Raw genomic sequence first — 11,786 nt, forward strand, 5'->3', positions numbered from 1 at the left:
AAATCTTTTTTAAAATTTTAAAATTAAAAATAACTAATTAACATAAATAATATAGAAAGTGATAATCATGGATTTAAAAGAAAGAATAGAACAACTACCAATCCCAAAAAAGTTAAGAGAAGAGTTATATGAAAAATTAAGTAAAGAAAAAGATTTAACTGATGAGATGATAGAAGAGATAATAAATGAAGTAGTTAATAGATACTATAATGCTTTAATTGAACCATATGAAGCTGTTGGAATTGTTGCTGCTCAATCTATTGGAGAGCCAGGTACTCAGATGTCTCTACCTTATGAAGAAAAGATAATTATTAAAGAAGGAGATTATATAAAAGCTGTTGAAATTGGTAAGTTAGTTGATGAAATGATTGAAAAATATGGTTTTGAGAAAATAGGAAATAGTGAAGTTTGTGACTTGCCTATTGATATCTATGCTTTAAGCTTAGACCAAGATGAAAAAGTACATTGGAAAAGAATTATTAGTTGTATTAGACATAAACACAATGGAAAATTAATAGAGATTAAAACAAAATCAGGTAGAAGAATAGTAGCTACTCCATACCATTCATTTGTTGTTAGAAAAAACAATATAATAGTCCCTGTTAAAGGAGAAGAGTTAAGAGTCGGGGATAGATTACCAGTTGTAAGATATGTTCCTGCTAACTGTGTTGAATATGTGGGAGATATAAAACTTAACTATGATGTTGGTTATAACAACAAATTTGAAAATATTGAAGAATTTATTTTAGGGGCAAATAAAGAGTTTGTAAAAGGATTTTTAGATAAAATTAAGAAAGATAAAATTGTTGGAAATAAAGAATATATAAATTTAATAGCCTTACTATTTTCAAGATTTGGAATATACACAATTAAGAAAAAAATTAAAGATAAATATATTCTATTAGTTGAAGATTATGATAACACCTATGTTCCATCTATTGGAGATAGTTTCTTAAATTTAGGAAAGTTAGTAGGATATCCAGAAGTAATATTAAATTATTACACTAAAAAACAAAAAATTAAAAGAAAAGTTTTGAGAAGACATTTAAAAAGATTTGAAGAGTTGGCTAAAATAAAAGGAGTTGATATATTTAAATTAAATGATTATTGGTTGTTAAAGAAGGCAGTTGATAGTGATGTTGTTTGGGATAAAATAGTTGAAATAAACTATATAGATTATAATAAAAAATATGTCTATGATATAAGTGTTGAAGGGTTAGAGACATTTACAACCTTTGAGGGAATATTGACACACAACACAATGAGAACCTTCCACTATGCTGGGGTTGCTGAGTTAAACGTTACATTAGGTTTGCCGAGAATGATTGAGATAGTAGATGCAAGAAAAGAGCCATCAACACCAATAATGAAAATCTTCTTAATGGAACCTGAGAATAAAGAATTAGCTGAAAGAATAGCTAAGGAAATAGAAAGTTTAACATTAGAAAATGTCTCTAAAAATATTGGTATTGATTTATGGAAAGAAGCTATAAAAGTTGAATTAGATGAGAAAATCTTGGAAGATAGAGATTTAACTGTTGATGAAATTGTTGAAGCTATTAGAAAAAAAGTTAAAGTTAGAATAGATATTGAAGGTTACACATTATATTTAAGAATTAAAACACCTTCTATAAAAGCATTAAGAAAGAGAATTCCTAAAATTAAGTCAATACATTTAAAAGGAATTCCAGGAATTAAGAGAGTTCTTGTTAAAAAGGAAAATATTGATGGAAAGGAAGAGTATGTTCTATATACACAAGGTTCTAACTTAAAAGAGGTTTTAGAAATTGAAGGAGTTGATTATAGAAGAACTACAACTAACAATATAATTGAGATTCAAGAAGTTTTAGGAATAGAAGCTGCAAGAAATGCAATAATAAATGAGATGAAATCAACATTAGAAAATCAGGGGCTTGAAGTAGATATAAGACATTTAATGTTAGTTGCTGACATGATGACAGCTGATGGAGAAGTTAAACCTATTGGAAGACATGGAGTTGCAGGAGAAAAAGGTTCTGTATTAGCAAGAGCTGCATTTGAAGAAACTGTTAAACACCTATATTCAGCTGCTGAAAAAGGAGAAGTTGATAAATTAAAAGGAGTTATTGAGAATGTTATAGTTGGAAAACCTATATTCTTAGGAACTGGTTGTGTTGAGTTGTTAATTGATAAAGAGTATGAAGAAGGTAAAAAAGAATAATAGGGCTCAGTTGCGGGAGTAGTCATCATTAAATATCAGATAGCGAAATTATCATCATTGCCCTTTATTATTTTTTCTGAGGATTTTTATGCTAACTATTTATATAATTGGAATTTGTATTGTTATTTATATACTAAAATTATTTTTTCCACAGATTTTTATTTACTTAGCTTTTTGGCCACAATTATTTATTAAATATCCTTGGCAAATAATAACAAGTATTTTTGTTCATTCAACTATAACCCATCTATTATTTAATATGTTTGTCTTGTTTATTTTTGGTTTATCTCTTGAAAGATTAATTGGTAGTAAAAGATTTTTATTTTTATTTTTAGCATCTGGGATTTTTGGAAATATTGCATATCTATTTTATTCTATACTTACAAATTCTTATTTTCCTGTTGTTGGAGCATCAGGTGCAATTTATGGAATTTTAGGAACATTAGCTATTTTAAAACCAGATATGAAAGTTGTTATCTTCCCTCTACCAGTTCCTATATGTATTAGATGGGTAATTTTAATATTGACATTAATTGATATAATTCTGTTACCATATTCAGAGAAGGATAGAATAGCTCATGTATCTCATTTATCAGGTTTATTGTTTGGAGTAGCTTATGGATATTATTTAAAAAATAAGTTTTGATAGATATTTATTTATTTTTTAGTTCTTTACATATTTTTTTTAAGAGTTCTAATTTATTCCCCTGATAATCTATCTCTACACAACCACAAACATCCCAGTGTTGTCTTGGATACCTTTTATCTCTATAAATCTTCACATTAAATCCCATTCTCTCCAAAGCTTTTGCTATTTTATCTACTCTTGGATTTTTTATGGCTAAATTTTTTGGAACTTTTCTTCCTTCTTTTCTTGATTTTTCTTTATCTATATATGCTGGCCAAATAATCATTCAAATCCACCCTGCTTTTTTAAATATATATCCAATTGTTAATAAAAACAAAATCATAATTGAAAAAATTATCCAGAAACCTTCTGGTGAATTTATTAAAGGCATATATTGAAAGTTCATTCCAAATATTCCAGTTATCCACATAGGAACAGCAAAAACAGTAGTAACCATAGTTAGTATTTTCATTATTTGATTCATTTTTATATTTTCTAATGATATTGCAGTATCCATCATTGATGTTAAAAATTCTCTAAATGTAGATGTCATATCTATTAGTTGGAGAGTGTCATAATAGAGTTCTTCAAAATTTTCTTTATCTTCTTTTGTAATTATTGGTAAATACTTTCTTTTTAATAGTAAGAGGACATCTCTATTACCAATTAAAGATTTGTGGAAATAAATCAAAGTTTTTCTTAATTCTAAAATTTCCTCTATTATAGCTTTATCAAATCCTTCCAAAATTTTGTCTTCTAATATTTCTAATCTATCTTCAAACTCTAACAAAATTCTTGAGTAGCTTCTTGTTATCTCACTTAATATAACATATAAAAAATGTCCTACATTTTTAAAAATAGATTTTGGTTTTTTTTCTAATATTATATTTACAATTCTATCAATAGATTTAATTTTGTTTTTATGGATAGTTATAACGATATTATCTTTTAAAAAAATTCCTAATGATGTTGTTGATATTTCTTCCTCATCTTCAAACAATGGAGTTTTATAAACAACTAAATAGAAATCTTCATTTTCCTCTACTCTTGGAACTTCTTGTTCATCTAAAACATCTATAAAATCTGAAACAGGAATATTTATTTTTTTAGACATTTTTATTAGTTCTTCATTCTTGGGATTATAACAATCCATCCATATTAACTTATATTTTGAAAAATCATCATTTAAGTCAATTTCAATAACATTATCTATATCATCTATCCCCAAAACTTTAATCATACTTTTACCCAATATTTATTTAGACTATTCATATATTGCCTATTATGGATATTTTTACCTTTTAAATAGTAAAATTATTGACAATATAATAGTTATAGACACATATAAAACTACATAGATAACAAACCAAACAAAAGCTTCTTTTCCCAATAGGTAGTTGCATCCAACAATAATAAGCTCTCTTGTTATAAAAATACAAATAAAATAAAATAAATGTTCTTTAAATATACTAATTAAACTCTCATTAGAGTGTAGAATTTTATCAATAAACTTACCAATAACTAATGTTATTAATCCCAAAGTTAATGGATTCACAAAATTTAATAAGAACATTGCTACATATTCATTTAGTTTTAAACTTGTCTGAACTTGACTGTATGCATAGATAACTCCAACAATGAATATAAAAACTGATACTGATAATGATATAGGGTATATCTTACCAAGCATTAGTTGTTCATCTTTAATTTTCTCTTTTATTAGTTTTCTAACTCCAGCTCCCTCTGCTAATATATACAATCCTAACAAACCAACAACAATTCTCCAACCTATATCTGCAAATATAGCATATAATAGCAATGAAAAACCAATGAATGTTAAAATAAGAGGTATATATTCTTCCATTGTCTTTTTTAGGAACTCCTGAATTAAGTAGTAGGTTGATTCTAATGTCTCACTTTGTTTAACAACTATCCTCTTTTTCCATACTACTATATCCTTTCCTTCAATATACTTTATAACCATCTCATCCTCTTTTCCATCTGAGACTAAATATATAAAATCTGGATTATATAAGTATATTAAAAAATCAATTTGTTTTTTTATTTTTAATGCACATTCCTCAGATTCCACATTCTTATCCCCAGAAATTAAAGCAATTTGTACATTTTCATACTTTGATTTTAGTTCATCATATAACTTTACTCCTCCTAAAATAGAATTTACATCACTATCTCCAGGGTCTGCTAATCCAAGTTTTATAGCAGCTTTTATATTATCCTCTCTCCCTAAAATAGGTGTTGATAATCCTGCTTTTCTTCCAATATCATCATCTAAATCCACAATTAAAACTAAATAATTATCTATATTCATAGTATCATATTGTCTCATAAACTTTTTTTAAAAGTTGAGCATCCCTCTCTAATAATGGGCTTTCACATATTATAGTCCCTTCAACATTAAAATCTTTTAAGGCTTTTAATACATCTTTATAGTTAAAATTAGATAACTCTAAAGGTAAATGTCTAATCTCCCCTTTTTTTCCATATTCTACTCCTGAAAGGTGGATATGCATATTCTTAATAGATTCTTTCCCTAAAATATTCTCTATTTTTTCCAAAATTTTATAAAACTCATCATAGTTGTTAATCTTTCCCAAACTTCTTGCATAGATATGATGAAAATCTACACATGGGAAAAGATTTAAATCATAACATAAATTTAAAATTTCATCTAAATCTCCAAATATATTTATTTTCCCAGTATTTTCAGGTCTTAAATTTATATCAATATTTAAAATACTTAAAGTATTTATAACCTCTTTTAAGTTTTCTTTTATATTATTATAAGTTTCTCTTTTACTTTTATTTAGATAATATCCACAATGGAAAACTAAATTTTTTCCTAAATGTCTTAATACTTTTGCAGATTTTATAATTCTTTTTTTACTTCTTTCCAATTTTTCTAAATCATTTGCATTTAAATTAATATAGTGTGGTGCATGAGCAGAGAAAATAATCTCATCATTAGCATATTTTTTTAGCATTTTTGCATAATCTTCACTCATATATACTCCATGTATAAACTCTAATTCTAAGGCATTCAAATCTAAACTTTTTAAATATTTTATCCTTTCAAATTCATTCTTTTTAGAGGTCCCAGCAGAACCAAAGTTCATTATTTCCACTCAAAATTTAATAATGATGATGCAAAATAAGGATTAGCTACACAATGCTGATGCATATATCCTGCTAAAACATTTCCTTTAAAGATACCATCATATTGATTAACTATCCCTCTACCTCTCAAAATTTTTAATGAAAAATTATTCTCTTTTATATTTATTAATTTAGAATAGTGAAATTCATGTCCTTTAATAATTTTACCTTTTTTACCTAAACAACAATCTTTTAAGATTTTTGCTTTCACATAACTCAATCCTTGGACATTTTTTGTCATTGTAGATGAACAATTTAACAATCCTACCATCTCAGTATTATCTATTTTTTTTGTTAAATACATTAAGCCACCACATTCAGCATATATTAATCCATCAAATTCTTTCAAAAAATTTATCATATCCTTATTTTTTGACAATTCTTCTTTAAATATTTCTGGATATCCCCCTCCTATGTAGATAATATCTGCATCTACTTCTTTATCTTCCAATGGGCTAAAAAACTTTATTTTAGCCTTATTTTCTTTTAAGGCATCAAAATTTATATGATAATAAAAATTAAATGCTTTATCATAAGCAACAGCTACTTTTTTCTTATTCTCATTTATCTCCCACAATGGAACTTCGTCTATCTCCTCATAGTCTTCATCAGCTATCTCTACAATTTTATCTAAATCTAAATACTTCTCTATTAATTTTCCCCATCTATCTATCTCTTCTTTCCTATTTTTTTCATCAGTTGGAACTAAACCTAAATGTCTCCCTTCAACTTTAAAATTTTCATCTCTTGGAATAAATCCTATAATTTCAATATCTGGGAGATAGTAATTCATGGCTTCCTTTAACTTTTTTATATGCTTTTCTCCTCTGACAAAATTGAAGATAACTCCTTTTATATTTACATTTCCAAAACTAATAAATCCTTTAATTGTAGCTATTGCACTTCTTGTTATTGACTTTGCATTTACAATTAAAATAACTGGACAACTTAAAGCTTTGGCAATACTTTCAGAACTCCCAACACTATCAATTGGAGATATTCCTTCATATAAACCTCTAACACCTTCAATAATTGATATATATTTATTTTTAGAATATCTCTGAAAAACAGTTTTTATTTGCTCTTCACTCATAAAAAATGAATCTAAATTTATAGAAGGGTTGTTAGTTGCTATCTTGTGATAACTTGGGTCTATATAATCAGGTCCTACTTTGTAACCTTGAACATTGTATTTTTTAGATAAAGCTTTCATTATTCCTGTTGTAATAACAGTCTTTCCAACCTCACTTGATACACCAGATATAAGAACTCTCTTCATACTTTCACTTAAATCCATCTTCTCCAATCAATGGAACAAAAGAGACAGGACAAACTTTTTTTATCTCTACTCTATCTCCTTTTTTCTCAGCAACTATAAGCTCTTGTAAGTATCTACCAATAGGCATAACTAACTTTCCACCATCTTTTAACTGCTCAATTAATGCCTTTGGAATTTTTGGACCAGCAGCAGTTACATATATCCTATCATAGGGAGCATATTCTTTGCATCCTAATGTTCCATCACCAACTAAAACAATAACATTATCATATCCTAACTTTTTTAAAACTTTCTTAGCCCTTTCAGCCAATTCTGGAATTCTTTCTATACTAACAACTAATCCATCCTTACCAACTATTTCAGCAACAACTGCTGCATGATAACCAGAGCCAGTACCTATTTCTAAAACTTTCATTCCTGGTTTTAAATCTAACAATTCAGTCATTAATCCTACCATATGAATAGCTGAGATAGTTTGTCCATAACCAATTTCTAATGGAGTATCTACATAAGCATACTTCTTTAAATGCTCTGGAACAAACTCCTCTCTTGGAACTTTTAATAAAGCTTCAATAACTTTTTTATCTTTTATATATCCCTCTCTAATAAGTTTTTCAATAACCCTCTTCTTTTCATCTTCCATAATTTAAGACCTCTAATATATTTTTGTAACCTTCCTCAGGAGTTATAACTCTCCCTCTAACTTCCCTTAAAATTCTTTGTATTGTAAATTTATAACTCTTGTTCTTTGTATGATAATCTTCTAACATCTTACAACCATATTTTTTATCTACATTTATATTAAAATTTTTTAGAATTTCTCTTTCTTCATTTTTAGTTAAAGCAAAAAAAGAGTTTATGTTAAATCTAAATAAATTATTATCTATCTTATATAAACTTTGATTACCAAATGCTAATAAATCTCCAAATATAATAAAATTAGCATTTACACTTTTGGCATAGTTAATAACTGTATTCTCTATTAGTTTATGACATCTACCACATGGATGATATCTATTTAAAAGAGCTTCTTTATATATATCTTCTAAATCAATATCAATAAATTTAACTTTAACATTTAATTTTTTTCCAATCTCTTTTATTTCATTTTTATCATTTATTACAGGAGAGTAGCAGGAAACCACATCTATATCAAATAGATATTTTGATATTAAAACAGATAAAGAACTATCTATTCCTCCACTAAAAGCTACAACACATTTGTACTCTTTATCATAATCTATTTTAAAAAAATCTAAACTAAAATTTTTTCTTTTTTTAATCATTTCTTTTAAAGATTTTATAAAGTTATGTTTAAGTATATTAATGTATTTGTTTATTACTCTTTCTGAATTCTCTAATCTTAGTTTTATTAGTTTTTTTGTTAATATCTCTTCAATCATAATTATAATAAACCCCATGGTGATATATAAATAATTTATTACTTTTTATTACTTTAATATCATAAGTAGCCCAAAGCTATAAAATTAAGTATTATATTTATATACAACAATTTAATTGGTGAATAAACTATGGATTTTTTATATACAGACAGTTGGAAAGCTCCATGTCCTTATAACCCAAAATTAGATTTAAAGGACATAATTATTTATGATACAACATTAAGAGATGGAGAACAAACACCTGGAGTTTGTTTCACAAAAGAACAAAAATTAGAAATTGCAAGAAAATTGGATGAATTGGGAATTCCTCAGATAGAGGCAGGATTTCCAAGAGTTTCAAAAAGAGAAGCTGAGATAGTGAAAGCTATAGCTAATGAAGGTTTAAATGCTGTTATATTAGCATTATGTAGGACTAAAAAGGAGGATATTGATATAGCTATTGATTGTGATGTAGATGGAATTATTACATTTATAGCTACATCTCCTCTACACTTAAAGTATAAGTTTAACAAATCTTTGGATGAGATTTTAGAAATTGCTATTAAAGCTGTTGAGTATGCAAAAGACCATGGATTATTTGTTGCTTTTTCAGCAGAAGATGCTACAAGAACTCCAATAGAAGATTTAATTAAAGTTCATAAGAAGGCTGAAGAAGCTAAGGCAGATAGAGTTCATATTGCAGATACAACAGGAGTAGCAACACCACAATCTATGGAGTTTATTGTTAAAAATTTAAAAGAAAATTTAACCTCTGCTTATATTGGAGTGCATTGTCATAATGACTTTAATTTAGCTTTAATAAATTCAATATATGGCTTAATATCTGGAGCAAAAGCTGTTTCTACAACAGTTAATGGGATTGGTGAAAGAGCTGGAAATACAGCTTTAGAAGAATTGATAATGGCTTTAACAGTTTTATATGATGTAGATTTAAAATTAAATTTAGAAGTTCTTCCAGAGTTATGTAAGATGGTTGAAGAATACTCTGGAATAAAAGTTCCAAAAAATAAACCAATAGTTGGAGAACTTGTATTCTCACATGAAAGTGGAATACATGTAGATGCTGTTATAAAAAATCCATTGACTTATGAACCATTTCTTCCAGAAAAAATTGGATTAAAGAGAAATATTATTTTAGGGAAACATTCAGGGAAAAATGCTATAAGATATAAATTAGAGTTAATGGGCATAAAAGTAGATGAAGATAAATTAAATAAGATAGTTGAAAAGGTTAAAGAGCTTAGAGAAAGTGGAATAATTATTGATGATAAAAAATTTTTAGAGATTGTTAATAACATTTTAAAATAATTTTGGTGAGATAATAAAAGTATTAGCAATAGATATATCTGGAAGACATCACCATGAAGGAAAATTTTTTAGAGTTTATGCAGGAGTTTTAGTTGAGATATTGGCTGATAGAATTGTTCATGTTGAAAAAATAGATATCTTAGTAAAAGAAAGTAAAAGTCAGAAGTTAAGAGATATTGTCAATGAGATGAAAGAACTTATCAGCAAATTTGAAGATTTTGATTATATTCTATGTGAAAAAGGAGAATTTTTTAATATTGACAATGAAATGCTATATTCAATATTCAAGAAAAAAGTTATATTCCCAAAAACAAGAGGGGAAAAAGAGGCAATAAATATAGCTCATCATGTTTCATATTCATTTAGAAAATATTTAATTGGTAGATAAATTATGAAAGTAACAGTATATGGAGCAGGAAATCAGGAGTTATATATAAATAAATTAAAATTACCAGAGAGATTTGGAGGGGAGCCACCTTATGGAGGGGCAAGGATTGCGATGGATTTAGCTAATGCTGGGCATGATATTGTTTTATGTGAAGTAAATAAAAATGTTATGAGTGAGGAACTGTGGAAAAAAGTTGATGATGCAGGGGTTAAAGTAGTCAATGATGACTTAGAAGGAGCTAAACATGGAGAAGTGCATATTCTCTTTACTCCATTTGGAAAACATACAATAAAACTTGCAAAAAATATTATTGAGCATCTCCCTGAAAATGCTGTTATTTGTAATACTTGCACTGTATCTCCAATAGTGCTATATCTTAATTTAGAGTCTTTATTAAGATTAAAAAGGAAAGATATTGGAATTTCTTCATTCCATCCTGCAGCTGTTCCTGGAACTCCACAACATAAACATTATGTTATCTCAACATCAACACTAAATAACAAACAGTTGGCAACAGATGAACAAATAAATAAATTAAAAGAATTGGCAGAGAGTTGTGGAAAAAAACCTTATTTAGTTCCAGCAGATGTAAGCCCTATATTTGCAGATATGGGCGTTTTAGTTACAGCAGTTGCTTTAATTGGTATTTTGGATTACTACACAGTTGGTAGAAAAGTTATAAAAGCTCCTAAGAAGATGATTGAAAAGCAAATAGTAATGAGTTTGGAAACATTAGCAGCATTAATTGAGACATCAGGGATAGAAGGTCTATTAAAAGTTTTTGATAAGGAATTGGTTATTAAAAGTGCTGAATCAATGGTTTTATTAGATGAACAAACTGACATAAAATTAGCTATTGAACTGTTAGAGAAAATAGATGGAGATTTAGATAAACTAAAAGAAAAAGGAACAATAAACCCAACAATTCCTGTAAGCTCCCAACTATTGATAAATGAGATTATTTCAATTTTGGGAGAAAAAGCTGCTGAAGGTGCAATAAAAAGAGCTATGAAGGGGTTATATGAGTAAAATAAAAGTTAAAGATGTTATGAACAAAGATTTTATAGTTTTTTCTCCTAATGATATTGGAGGAGAAGTTGTAAATTATTTATATAGAGAAAGGAAATCTTATGCTCCTGTTGTTGAAGACAATAAATTAGTTGGCTGGATAACTGCATTGGATTTATTAGCTGGATGTAAGCACTCAAAGTTAGAAGATTTAATGCTATTAATTGATGAAATTAAGATTTTAAATGAAAATGATGAGCTAACTGATGAATTAATTGATGAAATGATAAAAAATGAAGTTGTAGCTTATCCTGTAGTTAATGATAATGATGAAGTTGTTGGGACTTTATCAGTCTTTGATATTATAAAGTATCTAAAAAATAAGGAATAATTTT

The 11,786-nt window shown here is 27.2% G+C and carries 13 protein-coding genes; 6 read left to right on the top strand and 7 right to left on the bottom strand.

Annotated elements, in window-relative coordinates:
* Positions 1-67: 67 nt before the first annotated feature.
* The gene (gene rpoA2 / locus ACPB8Q_RS02085; protein WP_423793019.1) at positions 68-2,200 is read left to right on the top strand and encodes a DNA-directed RNA polymerase subunit A''; all 2,133 of its coding nucleotides are present in this window, start codon (positions 68-70) and stop codon (positions 2,198-2,200) included.
* An 88-nt stretch (positions 2,201-2,288) separates the two neighbouring features.
* A complete protein-coding gene (locus tag ACPB8Q_RS02090; RefSeq protein ID WP_423793020.1) occupies positions 2,289-2,846 on the top strand; it encodes a rhomboid family intramembrane serine protease in 558 nt (185 codons plus the stop codon).
* Positions 2,847-2,853: 7 nt separating this feature from the next.
* On the opposite strand, the gene ACPB8Q_RS02095 is transcribed toward ACPB8Q_RS02090, so the two are convergent.
* From ACPB8Q_RS02095 to ACPB8Q_RS02125, 7 genes are read right to left on the bottom strand one after another with little or no spacing between them, the layout of a single operon-like run.
* Complete coding sequence (locus ACPB8Q_RS02095; RefSeq protein ID WP_423793021.1) at positions 2,854-3,114, bottom strand: signal recognition particle subunit SRP19/SEC65 family protein; 261 nt, start codon at positions 3,112-3,114, stop codon at positions 2,854-2,856.
* The gene (gene corA, locus ACPB8Q_RS02100) at positions 3,115-4,068 is read right to left on the bottom strand and encodes a magnesium/cobalt transporter CorA (RefSeq protein ID WP_423793022.1); all 954 of its coding nucleotides are present in this window, start codon (positions 4,066-4,068) and stop codon (positions 3,115-3,117) included.
* 54 nt (positions 4,069-4,122) lie between these two features.
* A complete protein-coding gene (locus ACPB8Q_RS02105) occupies positions 4,123-5,160 on the bottom strand; it encodes a DUF373 family protein (RefSeq protein WP_423793023.1) in 1,038 nt (345 codons plus the stop codon).
* A gap of 4 nt (positions 5,161-5,164) precedes the next feature.
* A complete protein-coding gene (locus ACPB8Q_RS02110; protein WP_423793024.1) occupies positions 5,165-5,965 on the bottom strand; it encodes a TIM barrel protein in 801 nt (266 codons plus the stop codon).
* Positions 5,965-7,284, bottom strand: coding sequence for a Ni-sirohydrochlorin a,c-diamide synthase (cfbB, locus tag ACPB8Q_RS02115; RefSeq protein ID WP_423793025.1), 1,320 nt, complete (start codon positions 7,282-7,284; stop codon positions 5,965-5,967). The genes ACPB8Q_RS02110 and cfbB overlap by 1 nt, the downstream gene beginning before the upstream one ends.
* 4 nt (positions 7,285-7,288) lie before the next feature.
* On the bottom strand, positions 7,289-7,927 hold the full coding sequence (locus ACPB8Q_RS02120; protein WP_423793026.1) for a protein-L-isoaspartate O-methyltransferase: 639 nt from the start codon (positions 7,925-7,927) through the stop codon (positions 7,289-7,291).
* Entirely contained in the window at positions 7,917-8,687 is a 771-nt protein-coding gene (locus tag ACPB8Q_RS02125; protein ID WP_423793027.1) for a hypothetical protein, read from the bottom strand. Before ACPB8Q_RS02125 ends, ACPB8Q_RS02120 begins: the two co-directional genes overlap by 11 nt.
* Positions 8,688-8,816: 129 nt before the next feature.
* Here ACPB8Q_RS02125 and ACPB8Q_RS02130 point away from each other — a divergent pair, with 129 nt between their 5' ends.
* Genes ACPB8Q_RS02130 through ACPB8Q_RS02145 form a run of 4 tightly spaced genes read left to right on the top strand, consistent with a single transcriptional unit; the run spans position 8,817 to position 11,782 of the window.
* Complete coding sequence (locus tag ACPB8Q_RS02130; RefSeq protein ID WP_423793028.1) at positions 8,817-9,995, top strand: homocitrate synthase family protein; 1,179 nt, start codon at positions 8,817-8,819, stop codon at positions 9,993-9,995.
* Between the two features lie 10 nt (positions 9,996-10,005).
* A complete protein-coding gene (locus tag ACPB8Q_RS02135) occupies positions 10,006-10,383 on the top strand; it encodes a DUF2209 family protein (RefSeq protein ID WP_423793393.1) in 378 nt (125 codons plus the stop codon).
* 3 nt (positions 10,384-10,386) lie between these two features.
* Positions 10,387-11,412, top strand: coding sequence for a H(2)-dependent methylenetetrahydromethanopterin dehydrogenase-related protein (locus ACPB8Q_RS02140; RefSeq protein ID WP_423793029.1), 1,026 nt, complete (start codon positions 10,387-10,389; stop codon positions 11,410-11,412).
* The gene (locus ACPB8Q_RS02145) at positions 11,405-11,782 is read left to right on the top strand and encodes a CBS domain-containing protein (protein WP_423793030.1); all 378 of its coding nucleotides are present in this window, start codon (positions 11,405-11,407) and stop codon (positions 11,780-11,782) included. The genes ACPB8Q_RS02140 and ACPB8Q_RS02145 overlap by 8 nt, the downstream gene beginning before the upstream one ends.
* The last annotated feature ends 4 nt before the right edge of the window (positions 11,783-11,786 follow it).

The sequence above is a fragment of the Methanocaldococcus indicus genome, from assembly GCF_049554935.1.
GTDB lineage: Archaea > AGJL01 > Methanococci > Methanococcales > Methanocaldococcaceae > Methanocaldococcus > Methanocaldococcus indicus.

Excerpts from the sequence above, each read along its gene's own strand:
- rpoA2 (WP_423793019.1), top strand. The coding sequence starts at position 68 with ATGGATTTAAAAGAAAGAATAGAACAACTACCAATCCCAAAAAAGTTA.
- ACPB8Q_RS02090 (WP_423793020.1), top strand. The coding sequence starts at position 2,289 with ATGCTAACTATTTATATAATTGGAATTTGTATTGTTATTTATATACTA.
- ACPB8Q_RS02095 (WP_423793021.1), bottom strand. The coding sequence starts at position 3,114 with ATGATTATTTGGCCAGCATATATAGATAAAGAAAAATCAAGAAAAGAA.
- corA (WP_423793022.1), bottom strand. The coding sequence starts at position 4,068 with ATGATTAAAGTTTTGGGGATAGATGATATAGATAATGTTATTGAAATT.
- ACPB8Q_RS02105 (WP_423793023.1), bottom strand. The coding sequence starts at position 5,160 with ATGAATATAGATAATTATTTAGTTTTAATTGTGGATTTAGATGATGAT.
- ACPB8Q_RS02110 (WP_423793024.1), bottom strand. The coding sequence starts at position 5,965 with ATGAACTTTGGTTCTGCTGGGACCTCTAAAAAGAATGAATTTGAAAGG.
- cfbB (WP_423793025.1), bottom strand. The coding sequence starts at position 7,284 with ATGAAGAGAGTTCTTATATCTGGTGTATCAAGTGAGGTTGGAAAGACT.
- ACPB8Q_RS02120 (WP_423793026.1), bottom strand. The coding sequence starts at position 7,927 with ATGGAAGATGAAAAGAAGAGGGTTATTGAAAAACTTATTAGAGAGGGA.
- ACPB8Q_RS02125 (WP_423793027.1), bottom strand. The coding sequence starts at position 8,687 with ATGATTGAAGAGATATTAACAAAAAAACTAATAAAACTAAGATTAGAG.
- ACPB8Q_RS02130 (WP_423793028.1), top strand. The coding sequence starts at position 8,817 with ATGGATTTTTTATATACAGACAGTTGGAAAGCTCCATGTCCTTATAAC.
- ACPB8Q_RS02140 (WP_423793029.1), top strand. The coding sequence starts at position 10,387 with ATGAAAGTAACAGTATATGGAGCAGGAAATCAGGAGTTATATATAAAT.
- ACPB8Q_RS02145 (WP_423793030.1), top strand. The coding sequence starts at position 11,405 with ATGAGTAAAATAAAAGTTAAAGATGTTATGAACAAAGATTTTATAGTT.